Annotated in this window: 13 protein-coding genes and 2 pseudogenes; 6 read left to right on the forward strand and 9 right to left on the reverse strand. The window is 69.9% G+C overall.

The window, feature by feature from the left end:
- Nucleotides 1–164: 164 nt before the first annotated feature.
- The 3 genes and pseudogenes from KIV56_RS19935 to KIV56_RS15615 form a co-directional block, all read right to left on the reverse strand.
- Nucleotides 165–371 (reverse strand): hypothetical protein, encoded by a 207-nt coding sequence (locus tag KIV56_RS19935; RefSeq protein ID WP_348648576.1) that lies wholly within the window; start codon nt 369–371, stop codon nt 165–167.
- Nucleotides 372–495: 124 nt separating this feature from the next.
- Nucleotides 496–999, reverse strand: a pseudogene (locus KIV56_RS19940) (arginase family protein); the annotation flags it as partial.
- 95 nt (nt 1,000–1,094) lie between these two features.
- On the reverse strand, nt 1,095–1,826 hold the full coding sequence (locus KIV56_RS15615; protein WP_281534163.1) for a PspA/IM30 family protein: 732 nt from the start codon (nt 1,824–1,826) through the stop codon (nt 1,095–1,097).
- A 76-nt stretch (nt 1,827–1,902) separates the two neighbouring features.
- Between KIV56_RS15615 and KIV56_RS15620 the strand changes: the two genes are divergently transcribed.
- On the forward strand, nt 1,903–2,103 hold the full coding sequence (locus tag KIV56_RS15620) for a hypothetical protein (RefSeq protein WP_281534164.1): 201 nt from the start codon (nt 1,903–1,905) through the stop codon (nt 2,101–2,103).
- Here the strand turns inward: KIV56_RS15620 and KIV56_RS15625 are convergent.
- Nucleotides 2,067–3,989, reverse strand: coding sequence for a TPM domain-containing protein (locus KIV56_RS15625; protein ID WP_281534165.1), 1,923 nt, complete (start codon nt 3,987–3,989; stop codon nt 2,067–2,069). The genes KIV56_RS15620 and KIV56_RS15625 overlap by 37 nt on opposite strands.
- Nucleotides 3,990–4,181: 192 nt before the next feature.
- Between KIV56_RS15625 and KIV56_RS15630 the strand changes: the two genes are divergently transcribed.
- The 3 genes from KIV56_RS15630 to KIV56_RS15640 all read left to right on the forward strand — a co-directional run bounded on the left by KIV56_RS15630 (nt 4,182) and on the right by KIV56_RS15640 (nt 9,322).
- Complete coding sequence (locus tag KIV56_RS15630) at nt 4,182–4,943, forward strand: gamma-glutamyl-gamma-aminobutyrate hydrolase family protein (protein WP_281534166.1); 762 nt, start codon at nt 4,182–4,184, stop codon at nt 4,941–4,943.
- A 63-nt stretch (nt 4,944–5,006) separates the two neighbouring features.
- On the forward strand, nt 5,007–6,437 hold the full coding sequence (locus KIV56_RS15635; protein ID WP_281534167.1) for a M20/M25/M40 family metallo-hydrolase: 1,431 nt from the start codon (nt 5,007–5,009) through the stop codon (nt 6,435–6,437).
- A 248-nt stretch (nt 6,438–6,685) separates the two neighbouring features.
- The gene (locus KIV56_RS15640; protein ID WP_281534168.1) at nt 6,686–9,322 is read left to right on the forward strand and encodes an ATP-binding protein; all 2,637 of its coding nucleotides are present in this window, start codon (nt 6,686–6,688) and stop codon (nt 9,320–9,322) included.
- A 22-nt stretch (nt 9,323–9,344) separates the two neighbouring features.
- On the opposite strand, the gene KIV56_RS15645 is transcribed toward KIV56_RS15640, so the two are convergent.
- From KIV56_RS15645 to KIV56_RS15665, 5 genes and pseudogenes are all read right to left on the reverse strand, one after another.
- Nucleotides 9,345–10,031, reverse strand: coding sequence for a DUF6596 domain-containing protein (locus tag KIV56_RS15645; RefSeq protein ID WP_281536263.1), 687 nt, complete (start codon nt 10,029–10,031; stop codon nt 9,345–9,347).
- A 383-nt stretch (nt 10,032–10,414) separates the two neighbouring features.
- A pseudogene (locus KIV56_RS15650) lies at nt 10,415–10,693 on the reverse strand (hypothetical protein); the annotation flags it as partial.
- Nucleotides 10,609–10,986 carry a YciI family protein gene (locus KIV56_RS15655; protein ID WP_281534169.1) on the reverse strand — a complete coding sequence of 126 codons (378 nt, stop codon included), beginning with the start codon at nt 10,984–10,986 and terminating at the stop codon, nt 10,609–10,611. The gene KIV56_RS15655 and the pseudogene KIV56_RS15650, both read right to left, overlap by 85 nt.
- 68 nt (nt 10,987–11,054) lie before the next feature.
- Nucleotides 11,055–11,792, reverse strand: a complete 738-nt coding sequence (locus KIV56_RS15660) for a PIG-L deacetylase family protein (RefSeq protein ID WP_281534170.1) — start codon at nt 11,790–11,792, stop codon at nt 11,055–11,057.
- Nucleotides 11,789–13,048: a glycosyltransferase gene (locus KIV56_RS15665; RefSeq protein ID WP_281534171.1), complete on the reverse strand. Its 1,260-nt coding sequence runs from the start codon at nt 13,046–13,048 to the stop codon at nt 11,789–11,791. The genes KIV56_RS15660 and KIV56_RS15665 overlap by 4 nt, the downstream gene beginning before the upstream one ends.
- 241 nt (nt 13,049–13,289) lie before the next feature.
- Here KIV56_RS15665 and KIV56_RS15670 point away from each other — a divergent pair, with 241 nt between their 5' ends.
- Together KIV56_RS15670 and KIV56_RS15675 are read left to right on the forward strand one after the other, a co-directional pair.
- Nucleotides 13,290–14,633, forward strand: coding sequence for a glutamine synthetase III (locus KIV56_RS15670; protein WP_281534172.1), 1,344 nt, complete (start codon nt 13,290–13,292; stop codon nt 14,631–14,633).
- On the forward strand, nt 14,627–15,469 hold the full coding sequence (locus KIV56_RS15675) for a hypothetical protein (protein WP_281534173.1): 843 nt from the start codon (nt 14,627–14,629) through the stop codon (nt 15,467–15,469). The genes KIV56_RS15670 and KIV56_RS15675 overlap by 7 nt, the downstream gene beginning before the upstream one ends.
- The last annotated feature ends 72 nt before the right edge of the window (nt 15,470–15,541 follow it).

Consider the following 15,541-nt stretch of genomic DNA (forward strand, 5'->3'; position numbering starts at 1 on the left):
TGCTGTCGGGTCGCGGTGCTGTTGAGTTTCGGCGCGTTGCCCGCGGTGGGGAACAACGCAACGTCGGAGTTTTGCGCGACTCGCGGCATCCGCTGCCCGCGTTCACGGAGTGTCGGAAAAATCTCCGATTCTGCGTGACACGATTCTGCGCGACGCCGGGCAACTCAGCGGGTGAGGGCGCCGATGATGCGCAGGATGCTCGGCAGGTCGTCGTTCGCGGCCTCGGGGGAGGCGGGCGCGAAGCCCGCGATCGTGGCGCCGGCGAGCTCGAACTCGGCCCGCAGGGCGGTGATCGTGCGACCGAGGGTCTCGACGCTCAGTCCGAAGGGCAGCAGGTTCGCGAGCCCGGTCAGCACGGAGGGGTCGAGCACGTCGAGGTCGAGGTGCAGGTAGAACGCGGTCGCCCCGGTCGCGCGGACGGCGGCGAGAATGCCGTCCGGCGTCTCGAGGCTCCTCGATCGACAGGCTGCGGATGCCCGCAGCAGCGATGAGTTCGGCCTCTGCCGGGTCGATGTCGCGGGCTCCCGCGACCACGATCCGGTCGAACGGCACCCGTTCGTCCGCGTCGAGCACGAGCCCTTCGACGCCCTCGCCGGCGATCGCCCGGAGCACCATGCCGCCGAAAGCTGCGGAGGGCGATGACTCGGGGGTGTGCAGGTCGGGGTGGGCGTCGAGCCAGACCACGGCGAGGCCGCCCGGATGCCGCGCCGAGGCGTGGCCGACGGCCGCGAGCGAGACGCCGCACTCGCCGCCGATCGTGAGGACGGGAGTGACGCAGTCGCGCAGCGCCCGGGTGAGGCGCTCCCGCACCATCACCAGGCTCGAGAACCGGTCGATCCCGGTGTCCTGTGCGTCGCCGGCCTCAACCGGAACCGGGACTTCGACGGTTGCGGAGGACGGAAGATCACCCCGGATCGCCTCCGCACCATCGCTGAGGCGCATCGCGCGCGGCGAAACCGAACCCTGCCATTGCGGCACGACAACGAAGGAGGGAGCCATACTCCAGTATGCGCCTCGCGGGTTGTCGCGCGCGAGGCCAAACGCGCGTTCTCGGAACTCAAAAGTGTGCCCTCTCGGCGGTTTAGCGCCGTGGGCTACTTCTCGATCTCGCTCGCGCTCGAGGATTTGAGGGCGGCGAGGCGGGCGTCGACCTCGGTGAGTTCGCCGAGGTCTTCGAGGCTTTCGAACTGGGCGTCGAGGCTCGATGCGGCGAGCTCGTTCGCTCCGCGTACCTTGGCCTCCTCGCGGCGGATCTTGTCCTCGAACCGGCTGACCTCGCTCGTGGGGTCCATGATGTCGATGCTCTTGACGGCGTCCATGACCTTGGTCTGGGCGGCGGCCGTCTTCGACCGGGCGATGAGCTCGTCACGCTTGGCGGACAGCTGGCCGAGCTTCTCCTTCATCGCGTTGAGACCGCTCTTGAGCTGGTCGACGACGGTGGTCTGGGAGGCGATCTGCGGCTCGGCGGCCTTCGCTTCCTTCTCGGACTGCAGCTGGCGGCCGAGTGCGACCTTGGCGAGGTTGTCGAACTTGTCGGCGTCGACGGTGTTGCCCGCTGCGCGCAGTTCGTCGGCCTTGCGGCTCGCGGCGAGTGCCTTGCCGCCCCACTCCGCAGCAGCCTCGACGTCCTCCCGGTGGTCGTCCTCGAGGAGGCGCAGGTTGCCGATCGTCTCCGCGATGGTGCCCTCGGCATCCGAGATGCTGTTGCTGTAGTCGCGCACCATCTGGTCGAGCATGAGTTTCGGGTCTTCTGCCGAGTCGATCAGGGAGTTGATGTTCGCCTTGGCCAGTTGTGCGATGCGGCCGAAGATGGATTGCTTGGTCATGACAGTGTCCTTTCGAGTGATTCTGCGGGCTGGTCCAGTGTGGCGCGTGTCCGTGTGCTTCCGCTGTACGGGATGAGTGGGGTCAGAACCTCCCGCCGCCGCCGCGGCGGGACCGGGTGCCCGCGCCGCCGAAACCGCCCGGCACGCCGAATCCGCCGCCACCGCCCCGCCCACGCGAACCGCCGAAGGGGCCGCCGCCGAAGAGGTCGCCGCCGCGGTTGCCGGAGAGTACCGAGCTGATCAGGATGCCGCCGAGAACGGCGCCGAGCGTGCCTGAGCCGGTCCCGCCGCCGTTCCCGCCGCCGACTCCGAAACCGGTACCGCGGCCGGGACCGCTGCCCGTAAAGCCCGCGAAACCGTCGACATCCGCTCGCGCCAGGGTGGTCGACTCCGCGGCGAGTGAGCCGGAGCGCTGCGCCGCGGAGAGGGCGGAGACCGGGTCGGTGGCGCGGATCCCGTCGGCCTGGGCGAGCAGCCGCCCGGCCTCGGCGAGCCGGGTGCGCGCCTCCGCGCCGACCGCGCCGCGGCGTGCCGTGATGAAATCCTCCGCCGCCGAGACCTGGCCGTGTGCGGAGAGCAGGGCCTGGTCGAGCGCGGCCGCGGTGCGTTGCGCCTGGGCTGCAGCGTCCCGCACCCCCTGCAACGCGGCATCCATGCGCGCGTTGGTCGCCTCGAGCCGGCTGAGCAGGCTCGAGCGGGTTGATCGGTCCGGCGCCGAGCCGGGCGGAGACCTCGGCGACGACGCGTTCGGTGTCGGCGATGACGTCGGCGGGGACGGCGGGGAGTGCGCGAGCCGCCGCGAGATCCCCCTGCAGGCTCAGCGAGCGTCGCCGAGATCCGGTCCGCCGCGGCGGACAGGTCGGTTCCGAGCCGGTCGACGGCGTCGAGCAGTAGTCCGGCCTGGTCGATGGACTCCTCGGCGGCGCGGATCCCCACGGCGGCTCCCGGAGGGTCGCTCTCGATCCGCTTGCCGGCCTCCGACAGCGCCGTGCGCGCGAAGGCGATCCGCTCCCTGGCCTGGTCGGCGTTGTCGGCAACGGTGCCGAGCGCGGCCGGGGTGTACCGACCGGCGAGCTCGGTGAGGCGGGCGGCGGCCGCCGCGATCCTGCTCTCGCCGGCGTCGGCTGTGCTGGTGGCGGATGCCGCGGCGGCCGGAGCGTTCTTCTCCAGCTGGCGCAGCGCGGCGAAGTCGGCGGCCTGGTCGTCGAGGGTCGTGTTGGCCTGCTCGCAGCCGTCGAGGATGGCGAGGAACCAGTCCCGGCGCTGCTCCTCTGTGTCGGGGACGGCGTCGTCGAGTTTCTGCTGCAGGGTGAACGCGGCCCGGAGCGCGGCCTTCGCGGAGTCGAGGGCGGTGCGGAATGCCTCCGTGGCCTCCTGGCCGTACTGAGCGAGGGCGAAGCCGAGCTCCTGCTCGCTCGACGTCACGGCGTCATCCGTCTGGACGAGGGCGGTCGCCGCACGCCGGGAAAGTTCCTCGGTGGACAGCGCGGCAGGCCCAGTGGGGGCACCGGGTACGGCTGCCACCGTGCGCCGCCCTCTCCTGGCGAAGAAAACGATCGCCCCCACGACGATCGCGATGAAGGCAACGAGGGCCACGAGGATCACCGTGAGGAGACCGCCGCCGGAGCCCCCACCGCGGGGATTCGCCGTGCCGGGGGTGAGGGAGGGCACCGGAACCGGCTGCCCGCCGATCGTCGCAGCGAAGCCGTTCGCGGCGCCGATCGCCGCCCCCGCCCAGTCATTCACCCGCAGGGCCGGCTCGATCGCGACGGTTTCGACCTCCAGCAGCTGCGCATCCGTCAGGGTCGAATTCTGCGCGACCGAAAGCTGGTACTGGCGGTCGCTCGTTGCGACGGCGAGCAGCACGTCGTTCGTGCCGAGCCCATTCTCGTCTGCGGTCTGGTCCGCCCACTGCTGCCGGTCGGCGACGCCGCTGAAGCTGTCGACGTAGGCGACGAACAGGTCGGTGCGGGTCTCCGCGTAGAGCCGGTCCAGAGCGGCGGTCACCTCTCCGGTGCGGGAGCCGAGAGCCCCGACCGTGTCGACGATGTGGCTCGACCCGAAGCTCGGGGGATCCTCGGCGTAGACCGGGATCCCTGGCCCCGCCCCGAGGCCCACGACCGCGAGGACGAATCCCAGGAACAGCAGCCGTCGTGACCGCATGGACTCGCCTCCTTCGGCGCGGGAATCGCAAGCGAGGTCGGGTGCCCGGTGCCCTCGTGCCCGAGCATAGAACGGCCAGACCTACCCGTCTACGAACCTTCTGTTGCGGACTGTGACGGCCCCGTTCGCGTCCGGAGCCGGCAGTGCCCACACTGGGAACACCGCACACGATGAAACAGCCTGGAGGGCAGCATGGCCGAGACCACCGCCCCGCGCCTCGCGGTCGTCGAGGTCACCGGAAGCCGCCCGGACCGGCCCGCCTACCACGCCAAGGTCCAGGTGCTCAACGGAACAGTCGTGACCGCAGCCGAACAGGGCGGCTGGGCCGTCACCCGCCTCGCCGCGGCCGACATGACCATCGCAACCCTGCTCGCCGCGACAGCGGATGCCGACGCGATCGTCATCCTCGGCGGGGAAGACATCACCCCGCGCTTCTACGGCGGCGTCTCCGGCTACCCGGAAGAAACCCTGCACTTCCCGGTCGCCGACGACGGCCAGCTTGCGCTCGTGCGCCGCGCCCTCGAACGCGGCACCCCGCTGCTCGGCATCTGCCGCGGCCTCCAGATCATCAACGTCGCCCTCGGCGGCAGCATCGTGCAGCACCTCGACGAAGGCATCCACCGCAACGTCGACGTTCCGATCGACCGGATCCTCCGAGAGCACACCGTCGAGCTGCTCGAGGGCACCGTGCTCGCCGACAGCCTCGGCGGCGCGTTCGCCGCCGTGCAGAGCGCCCACCACCAGAGCGTCGACCGCCTCGGCACCGGCCTCCTCGCCGCAGCGGTCGCCCCCGACGGGCTCATCGAGGCCGTCGAGCACGAATTCGCGCCGATCACCGGCGTGCAGTGGCACCCGGAAGCCCCCGACGCCCCCGCCGACCAGCTTCCGCTGCTGCTGAGGAGCCTCGAGCGACAGCTCGCGGCGATCGAAGCGGCCGGCCGCATCGCCGCCTGAGCCTGAGCTGAGCTGAGCTGGGCTGAGCCGGGCAGCCAGGCCCCACATCCGCTCGGGTAGAGTGTGTGCACCTGTCGAAAGGACCGCACCATCGCCGACAACTCCCTCCCCGGCAGCATCCTTCCCGGCACCACGCTCCCCGGCACCACGCACCCCGGCAACACGATCCCCACAGACGCGCTCACCCGCGCCACCGTCGACCTGCTGCGCGACCTGATCCGCAACGCGTGCGTCAACGACGGCACGGCGGACTCCGGCGGTGAGATCCGCAGCGTGCGCACCCTCGAGGGCTTCTTCGCCGGCTCCGGCCTCGACCTCGAGGTCGTCGAACCGCACCCCGGCCGGGCCTCCCTGATCACCCGCATCCGCGGAACAGACCCGGGCGCCCCGTCCCTCGCCCTCGTCGGCCACCTCGACGTCGTCCCCGTGCACGAGGCCGGCTGGAGCCGCGACCCGTTCGCGGCGGAGATCGTCGACGGCGAGATCTGGGGTCGCGGCGCCCTCGACATGCTCTGCCTCACCGCGAGCTACGCCGCCGTCACACGCGCCATCGCGACCGGTTCGTTCCGCCCCCGGGGTGACCTCGTGTTCGCTGCCGTCGCCGACGAAGAGGCCGGAAGTGGCCTGGGAGTCGAGTGGCTCACCGAGAACCGCCTCGACCTGATCGACGCCGACTTCGTCCTCACCGAGTCCGGCGGCGTGCCCGTCGGCAGCACACCCTCCATCTCCACGACCATCGGCGAGAAAGGCCTCGCCGGCCGTCGCCTCATCGTGCACGGCACCCCCGGCCACGGTTCGGCCCCCTGGGGTGCCCGTAACGCCGCCATCATCGCGGCGGATGCGGTGCACCGGCTCGCCCGGTACCACGCGCCCGTGCAGATCACCGCGGACTGGCGCCGTTACGTGGCCGCTCTCGACCTCGACCCGGCGCTCGCCGCGCGGCTCCTCGACCCCGTGCGCATCATCGACGCCCTGCACGAACTCGGCACCCTCGCCGGTTTCGCGCACGCCTCGACCCACACGACCGTCTCACCGAACGTCGTGCGGGCCGGCGACAAGGACAACGTCATTCCCGCGCTCGCGACGGTGACCCTCGATATCCGGGTGCTGCCCGGCATCGCGGCTGCGGATGTCGACGCGTACCTCCGCGAGGCGCTCGGCGAGCTCATGGCCGACGTGACGATCGAGGGCGAGGGGTTCGAAGCCGCGACCCGCTCTCCGATCGACACACCGCTCTACGACGCCCTCGGGGCGGCCGCCCGCCGCGCATACCCGAACGCGGACCTGCTGCCGATGCTGAGCGTCGGCGGTTCAGACGCCCGGTTCTACCGCCGCCGCGGCATTCCCGCGTACGGTTTCGCCCTGCTCAGCCGGCGCTGGGACTACGGCATGTTCCGCCAGCTCTTCCACGGCAACGACGAGCGGATCGACGTCGAGTCCGTCTCCCTCACCGTGAACGCCCTCGACGCGGTGGTGCGGGACCTGCACGGCTGATCGGTTCACGCGGGGAGTTCCTGGTCGAGCCGCTCACAGTTGATAAATTGCATGCAATGCTGCACTGTAAGTAGCAGTTGACGTCCGTCGTCATCTGCTCCGGACCTGCGCTGAGAATGGCCAGTGTATGCACGGGCGGTCGCCGGGGCGACGACCCGGACGAGAGGTCGATTCAGGTGGCACAGCGCGGGCCCGCCAGCGTCGCTTCTCTCCTGCCCGACGCCCCGGGATGGATCAGGGTCGCATTTGTGGCGATCCTTGCCGGAATCATCGCATACGCCGCGTCGACGTTCCTCGTGACCGGGCCTGCCCGCCCCGGGTGGCTCGACAGCTGGTTCTACATAGCGCTCGAACTCGGTGCCGCGACGGTGGTCACGGCTCGAGTGGTCCTCCGCCCGATCGAACGCACGGCCTGGGGTTCGATCGCCGGCGCCCTGTATGCCGTCTCGCTGTCGGACGCGGCCGGCGCTGCGGCGTCGGCGACGGACCGGCCCGCCGCCGACGTGCTGGATATGCTCGCCTTCGCATTCGACGCAGCGTTCTTCGGGCTGGCCTTCGCCGGACTGGTCCTGCTCGTGCGGAAACGGCTGCCGCCGTCAACGGCTTCTGTGTGGCTGGACGGCGTGATTGCGAGCCTCGGACTGCTGTCGATCGCATCGGCGCTCTTCTATCGCGCTGCCGACGCGATCACCGTCGCCAGCCTGCTCTCCCTCGTCTACGCGGTCGCTCCGCTCGTGCTCGTCGCCATCCTCGTGGGCACCGCGGCCGCCCTCGGCCGGCGCCCCAGTGAGATCTGGGTGCTGTGCACGTCTGCGTTCTCCTTGATGGCCGTCGGCAACCTCATCCAGGCCACCGGCCTTCCCTGGGCGGTGCTGCCGGGTTCGCCGGTCGATACCCTCTGGCCGCTCGCCGCCCTGCTCCTCGTGGCCGCAGCCTGGCGGTCTCGGAGCACACCGAGGCCGGTCGGGTCGGGTTCCTCTGTAGTGCTGGCGATTCCCGCGGTGTTCACCCTCGGCGCCCTCGCAGTGGCCCTCGTTAACCAATTCACCTCCCTCTCGTACTTCTCGATCGGCACCGCGGTGGTGACCGTGATGGCCGGCGCCCTGCGCCTGCTGTTCGCGGTGCGGGATGCGGATCGGTTGCGGGTGCGGCAGGTGGAGTTGAATGTGAGTCTGGGGTTGGCGCGGGATGCGGCGTTGGCGGCGACGACGGCGAAGTCGGCGTTTTTGGCGACGATGAGTCATGAGATTCGGACGCCGATGAATGCGGTGATCGGGATGACGGGGTTGTTGCTGGATACCCGGTTGGATGCGGTGCAGCGGGATTATGTGGAGACGGTGCGGCGCAGCGGGGATCTGTTGCTGGATTTGATCAATGACATCCTGGATTTTTCGAAGATTGAGTCGGGTGGGTTGGAGTTGGAGGATCGTCCGTTCGATCTGATTTCGGCGGTGGAGGATTCGGTGGGTTTGTTGGCGGTCGCGGCCGACAAAAAGGGTCTGACGTTGTTGTGTGATTTCGCGGACGGGTGTCCGTCGTGGGTGAGCGGGGATGTGACGCGGTTGCGGCAGGTTCTGGTGAATCTGGTGGGTAATGCGGTGAAGTTCACGGAGTCGGGCACGATCATGGTGCGGATCGAACCGGCGACGCAGGTGGTGCCCGGCGGGTCGGGGGAATCTGGGGTGGTGGCGCTCAGGTTCCTGGTGTCGGATACCGGGATCGGGATTCCGGAGGATCGGATGCCGCGGTTGTTCCAGTCGTTCAGTCAGGTGGATGCGTCGACGACGCGGGTGTATGGCGGTTCGGGTCTGGGGTTGGCGATCAGTCAGGCTTTGGTGGAGATCATGGGGGGCCGGATCGAGGTGACGAGCACGGTCGGGGTCGGCTCGACCTTCGCATTCACCATCGCCTGGCCGCTCGGAGTCCGCCCGGAGCGACGGGCGACGGTCGGCGTGGACTGGCTCAGCAGCAGTCGCCCGGAGCGTCGCAACACGGATGACCGCGCGTCGCACGTCGCAGGCCCGTCCGCGCTGCCCGATCGAGCCCCGTCCGTTGCCCCGCCAACCGCACTGCGCATCCTGCTCGCCGAGGACAACCTCGTCAACCAGAAGGTGGCGCAGTTGATGCTCGCGCGCGGAGGGCACCGCGTCGACACCGTCAGCAACGGGCTCGAGGCCCTGCAGGCCCTGCAGACTGTTCAGGCCGTCGGGGCCGTCGCCTACGACGTCGTGCTGATGGACGTGCACATGCCCGAGATGGACGGGCTCGAGGCGGCGCGCCGGATCCGCGGACTCGGCGACGGCATCCGCCAGCCCGTCATCATCGCGCTCACAGCGAGTGCGACCACAGAGGCCAGGCGGGCCTGCCTCGAAGCGGGCATGGACCTCTACCTCACCAAGCCGATCAGGCCGGTCGAACTCGCGGAGACGCTCGCGACGGTGACGCGCGCGGGAATCGTTCCCGGCGACCGCCCGGAAGCAGCGCTCGGTGCTTCCAATCTTGCTGACACCGTGCTGGACCATGGGGCCGTGATCGACTTCGAGGTCCTCGGCTTTCTCGACGACGTCGGTGCGGAAACCAAGGGCTGGTTGCTTCGGAGCTTCGCCGGCCAGGGTGAGAGCAGGCTGCAGGCGATCCGCGCCGGGATCGACGCCGACGACCACGAACGGGTGGTGGAGCTGGCGCACCGCCTTCGCGGCAGCAGCGCCACGGTGGGCGGGAGCGCCCTCGCCGCTGTGTGCGCCGAGATCGAGGCGGCGGCCACGCGGCAGGAGCCGATCACCGCAGGGCAGGTCGCCCGGCTTGGCACGGCGATGGAGGACACGCTCTCGGCCCTCGAGCCATTCCTTCAGCCCGTCGGGGAGCCGGAGCCGGAATCCGCCTGAGGCGGTCCGTCAGCTCGGTCCGTCAGTTCGTGCCGAGTAGCGCGCACTGCTCCAGTAGTCGCGAACGGATGCCGGGGTCAGTGCACAGCGCGATCGCCCGGTGGTAGGCGAGCCGGGCATCCGCCAACCGCCCGGCCTCGGCGAGCAGGTGCGCCCTGGTCGCCCAAGCCGGCTGGAAACGATCGGCGCCCGGCAGCGCGGCGACGGAGTCGAGCGCGGCCAGGCCGGCGGCCGCGCCCTCGACTGCGCCGAGCGCCGCCGCGCGGGCAACCCGGGCGCCAAGGGTGGGTGCGATCCGAACGAGCGCGCCATAGAGGGACAGAAGCGCCGGCCTGTCGGTTTCGCCCGAGCGAGCGCGATCGCAGTGCACCGACTGGATGGCCGCCTCGACCTGGAATCGTCCGATGTTGTCGAAGCCGTGGGCACGCCGGAGGAGCGTTTCGCCCTGCCGGATCAGCTCGCCATCCCAGCTGGCCGGGTCCTGGTCGTCGAGGGCGATCGTCGATCCGTCCGGTGCAGTGCGCGCCGGTGCCCGGGACAGCGAGAACGACAACAGTGCGGCGAGGCCGAGTACCTCCGGTTCGCGCGGAAGCAGGGCGGCGAGCACGGTCGCCAGGTACAGCGACTCCGCCGCAAGCGACTCGCGCACGCTCGGCCCGGCAACGCCCTGCCAGTCGATCGCATAGGCGCCGTAGATCGCTTCGAGCACCGGGGGAGCCGTTCGGGCAGCGCGGAAAGTCCCGGCACAGTGAAGGGGATCCGTGCGTCCCGAATCCGCCGCTTCGCCCGCACGAGGCGCTGCGCCATCGTGGACTCGGGCAGCGAGAAGGCCACTGCGATCCTGGCCGCGTCGAAGCCGAGCACGGTCTGCAGCATCAGGGGCGTGCGGATGCCCGGATCGATCGCCGGATGCGCGCAGACGAAGAGCAGTTCGAGGCGCTTGTCGGGGAGCTCATCGGGGTCCGCGTCTTCGAACGGGAGCGGTGCGGGCGGATCGAACGACTCGTTCAGCGGCACGGTCCGGCGCACGGCGGTGGACTTCCACCGGTCGCGGAGCCGGTTGCGCGCCACGGTGAGCAGCCAGCCCTCGGGGTTGCCGGGAATGCCGGCAACCGGCCACCGGGTCAGAGCCTCGAGGAAGGCATCCGCGAGGGCGTCCTCCGCGGACGGGATGTCGGCGCCCGGCGCCGCGAGGAGAGCGAGCAGTCGACCGTAGGACTCCCGGGCGACGGCTTCCGCCCGCTCCCTGGCTGCGTCCAGAGCTGCCTTGGGGGCCGCCGCTACCGTCAGTCCTGGCCGCGCCATGCCCCGTCCCGGAAAATGATCGCCGACGGGCGGATTTCGACAGCCCCGTACTGGGCGGCTGGACATTGTTCGGCCCACGCGATTGCCGCGTCGAGGTCGGGCACGTCGATCACGAAGGTGCCGTTGAGGCGCTCCTTGGTGTCCGCGAACGGTCCGTCCTGCACCCGGAGCGCGCTGTCGCGCACGGTGACGGTCGTCGACGCGGACACGGGCTGCAGGATGTCGGCCGAGACGAGCACCCCGGCGGCGTCGAGCGACTTCCCGTAGGCGTCGAAGGCCGCGCGTCCCCATTCCATCATCTCGTCGCTGACGTTGGCGTCTTCGGCTTCCTTGCTGATCACGAGCAGTGAGTAGCGCATCAGTTTTCCCTTTCGTCGTTGTGATACTGACACCACAATGACGAGCGAGCACGCCCCGAATCGACACCTCAGCGCGCGCGCAGGCCGATCGACGTCGTGATCGCCTCACGCTGGCCGCCGGAGTGCACGAGGTGCAGGCCGTCGTCCGTGACCGTGAGCTGGCTCCGGTAACAGCGCAAGGCGGCCACTGTCGCGGCGTGACGGGAAGCGAGGTCGAGCCATTCGGCGTCCGCCGCCGGTTCGAGCACGATCTCGGCGAAGGGTGTCCGCCCGGCGAGGCACGCCGCCCGTGTCGCGTCATGCATGCGCACGTGGTCGGGGTGGCCATAGCCGCCGCCGTGGTCATAGCTGATCACGAGTGCCGGCCGCAGGTGTTCGATGAGTGCCGCGACGTCGGCCGTGACCTCCTCGAGGGGAGCGATCGCAAGGGCATCGGTGTCTACGTCGGCGGCCGGGCCGGCGAGGCCCTCCCTGATCCAGCTCATGCCCGAGTCACGGTAGCGGCGCGGCGGCCGGCCGTCGGCGCGCGCGGGAGCCTGCCCGAGCCAGAACCGGTCGGCGATCCCGAGGACCCCGGCAGCCCGGTCCAGCTCGTCCTCGCGGACGCGTGCGAGCGCTTCAGTGCCTTCGAGCCCGGACAGCGGCCCGGCGACGACCTCGCCGCGCTCACCGCGGGACGCGGTCAGGAGCGAAAGTCGGGTGCCGCGCGCGACGAGTTCGGCCGCGAGGGCGCCGGTGGTCAGGGATTCGTCGTCCGGATGCGCGTGCACGAGCAGGACGGCCGGGAGGCCGTCGAGGATGCTCACGCGATCCGCAGCCGGTGTCGGTCGTCGTAGGCGTCGGCTCCGTCGGCTTCATCCGCGGAGCACGGCTCGAGCAGGCCCCGGTACACGTCGAGCAGAGCCCGCGCGCTGCGCGGCCAGTCGAGGCGTTCGGCGCGGGCGCGGGCGTCGACGGACAGTCGGTGGGCGAGGTCGGCGTCCCCGAGCAGGGTCGTGATGGCCGCGCCCCAGGCCTGCGGGTCGCGGGAGGCGAGCACGATGCCGGTGTCACCGTCAAGCACGGCCTCGCGGAGACCGCCGGACGCCGAGGCGACGACGGGGACGCCGCTCGCCGCCGCCTCGAGGGCGACCAGGCCGAACGTCTCGGAGTGGGAGGGGATCAGCACGACCTTCGCGTCGCGGAATAGCGCTGCGAGGGCGGTGCGGGTCTGCGGGCCGAGGAATCGTACGTTGTCGGCGACCCCGTTCCGGTCGGCGAGCTCGCGGAGCCCATCGATATAGCCGTCGAAGTCGCCGGAGGCATCGCCCGCGATGATGAGTTCCGGCCGGAGTGCTGTGGGGACCGCCGCGATCGCCTCGACCGCGAGGTCGAGTCCCTTGAGCGGCTGCAGGCGGGCGGCGACGATCGCGTAGCCGGGGCCTGTGGCGCGGATGCCGGGCGCGGGGTGGAAGAGGTCGGCGTCGACGCCGGGCAAGACCACGAAGATGCGCTCGGGCGAGCCGCCGAGCCGGGTCACGATCGTGTCGGCCTCGGCGTTGCTGATCGCGACGAGGGCGTCGGATTCGCGGGCGAGCCAGGCTTCGCCGCGCATCCGCCCCGGCGACTCCGGCCGTTCGCCGGCTGAGAGCGGCGTGGAGGGATCCGCGGCGATGCTGTGGAAGCTCTGCACGTGCGGGATGCCGCGGCCCTGGGCGAGGGGGAGCGCGGCCATGCCGGAGAACCAATGGTGCGAGTGGATGACGTCGTAGTCGCCGAGGGCGGCCAGGCGGACCCGGAATTCGTCGATGACTGCCTCGTGCGCCCCCTTGCTGATGGGTGCCACCGGCCCGGCCTGGAGGAAGCGGAGGGTGAGGCGCGGTGCGAGGACGACGGCGTCCGGCAGCGTGGGCGAGGACCGGCGGGTCAGGATATCGACGGTGTGGCCGGCCGCGGCCATGGCCTCTGCCTGCTGGCGAACCACGACGTTCATGCCGCCGGCGTCCCCGGAACCTGGCTCGTCACCCGGCGACGTGTGTAGGGAGACGAGAGCGATGCGGAGGAGGGAGGCTGCAGGGGACACCCGAGAATCTTAACGCAGTCGCCTGAGCCCGGCCTTTACGAACGCCACAGTCGTCCTCACGCCGGCGGGGAGTCAATGCGGTGTTTCGGACGGGCTTAATCTGAAAGAGAGGCCGGCGCGGGGTTCAGTGACTGAAACCGTCATTCACCGGAAACATCCTCGCCACGCGACCTCCCTAGATTTAGGCGCATCCGAATCCGCACCTAGTCGCGGAGCAGCACGCCGTAGCAAAGGGGTATTCATGAGTGGAAACAGCGCCCGCCGTCAAGCGATCAGGGACGTAAGGGCTTATGTTCCTCCGGCCCCGAGCTACACAGCGGCCGAGACGCCGGGAGAGATCTTCGGCGAAAACGTCTTCAGCAAGGTCGTCATGCAGAAGCGGCTGCCGAAATCCGTCTACAAATCCGTGATGGCCACGATCGAGCACGGTGCCAGGCTCGATCCCCTCGTGGCGGATGCCGTCGCATCCGCAATGAAGGACTGGGCGCTCGAAAAGGGTGCGACCCACTACGCCCACGTCTTCTACCCGCTCACCGGGCTGACCGCGGAGAAGCACGACAGCTTCTTCGAGCCCGTCGGCGACGGGACGGCCCTCGCCGAATTCGCGGGCAAGACCCTCGTGCAGGGCGAGCCCGATGCGTCGAGCTTCCCCAACGGCGGCCTGCGCAACACCTTCGAGGCCCGCGGGTACACCGGCTGGGACGTGACGAGCCCGGCGTACGTGCTCGAGAACCCGAACGGCAACACCCTCTGCATCCCGACGGTCTTCGTCTCGATGACCGGGGAAGCACTCGACCACAAGACTCCGCTGCTGCGCTCGCAGCAGGCGATGGGCGAACACGCCGAACGCATCCTGCGCCTCTTCGGACACACCGACCCGGCCCGCATCGTCTCGTTCTGCGGCCCCGAACAGGAGTACTTCCTCGTCGATCGGCACTTCTTCCTCGCCCGCCCCGACCTGCTCAACTCCGGCCGCACCCTGTTCGGCGCCAAGCCGCCCAAGGGCCAGGAGTTCGACGACCACTACTTCGGCGCCATCCCCGAGCGGGTGCTCGGCTTCATGATGGACACCGAGAGGGAGCTCTTCAAGCTCGGGATCCCGGCGAAGACCCGACACAACGAGGTCGCCCCCGGCCAGTTCGAGATCGCGCCGATGTTCGAGCGTGGCAACATCGCCGCCGATCACCAGCAGCTGCTCATGACGACCTTCAAGTCCGTCGCCAAGAAGCACGGCATGGCCTGCCTGTTCCACGAGAAGCCCTTCCAGGGTGTCAACGGCTCGGGCAAGCACGTCAACTTCTCGCTCGGCAACAATGAGCTCGGCAGCCTGCTCGTCCCGGGGGACAACCCGCACGACAACGCCCAGTTCCTGGTCTTCTGCGCCGCCGTCATCCGCGCGGTGCACAAGTACGCCGGACTGCTCCGTGTCTCGGTCGCCTCGGCGACCAACGACCACCGCCTCGGCGCCAACGAGGCACCGCCGGCGATCATCTCGATCTTCCTCGGACCGACCAGCTCGCCGACGTCTTCGAGCAGATCGCCCAGGGCCCGGCAACCTCGTCCAAGGACAAGGGCTCCATGGTGATCGGCGTCGACACGCTCCCCGTGCTGCCGACCGACCCGGGCGACCGCAACCGCACGAGCCCGTTCGCGTTCACCGGAAACCGGTTTGAGTTCCGTGCCCCCGGCTCGATGCAGACCGTCGCAGGGCCCATGGTCACGATCAACACGATCATGGCCGAGTCCCTCGACTACGCGGCGACCGAGCTCGAGGCCGCCGTCGCCGGTGGTGTCGACTTCGACATGGCCGTGCAAAGCCTGCTCACCCAGATCATCACCGACCACGGTGCCGTCGTGTTCAACGGCGACGGCTACTCGGACGCCTGGCCGATCGAGGCGGAGAAGCGCGGGCTTGCCAACCTGCGCACGACCCTCGACGCTTTGCCCGAACTCATCACCGAGTCCGCGCTCGACCTGTTCGAGAAGTACAAGGTCTTCAACCACCGCGAGATGCACAGCCGCTACGAAATCGGCCTCGAACAGTACGCGCTCACGATCGGCGTCGAGGCGCGCCTCACGCTCGAAATGGGGGCGACGGTCATCCTCCCCGCCGCCGTGCGTCACCAGACCGAGCTCGCGATCAACATCGGCGCCCTCGCGGCTGTCGGGGTCGAACCGGATCACGCCGCACTGAGCGAGGTGTCCGCCCCGATCGCTGCCCTCCGCTCCTCGCTCGCTGTGCTGCGCAATGCGCTGGCCGGCGAATCGGAAGAGACCGCACTCGGCGAGGCCGAGCACGCCCGTGACGCGCTGCTTCCGGCGATGTCCGCGGTGCGTGCCGCCGCCGATGCGCTCGAAGAGATCGTCGCAGACGACCTGTGGCCGCTCCCGACGTACCAGGAGATGCTCTTCATCCTGTAACGAAAGCGCACGCAGATCCGCCCGGTCAGCCAGTTCGGCTGATCGGGCGGACCTGCGTCATGGCCTGGATCA

The organism is Cryobacterium breve (assembly GCF_027594785.1).
Lineage (GTDB): Bacteria > Actinomycetota > Actinomycetes > Actinomycetales > Microbacteriaceae > Cryobacterium > Cryobacterium breve_A.

Coding starts and splice junctions, on each gene's coding strand:
- KIV56_RS15615 (WP_281534163.1), bottom strand. CDS start 1,826: ATGACCAAGCAATCCATCTTCGGCCGCATCGCACAACTGGCCAAGGCG.
- KIV56_RS15625 (WP_281534165.1), bottom strand. CDS start 3,989: ATGCGGTCACGACGGCTGCTGTTCCTGGGATTCGTCCTCGCGGTCGTG.
- KIV56_RS15630 (WP_281534166.1), top strand. CDS start 4,182: ATGGCCGAGACCACCGCCCCGCGCCTCGCGGTCGTCGAGGTCACCGGA.
- KIV56_RS15655 (WP_281534169.1), bottom strand. CDS start 10,986: ATGCGCTACTCACTGCTCGTGATCAGCAAGGAAGCCGAAGACGCCAAC.
- KIV56_RS15670 (WP_281534172.1), top strand. CDS start 13,290: ATGAGTGGAAACAGCGCCCGCCGTCAAGCGATCAGGGACGTAAGGGCT.
- KIV56_RS15675 (WP_281534173.1), top strand. CDS start 14,627: ATGGTGATCGGCGTCGACACGCTCCCCGTGCTGCCGACCGACCCGGGC.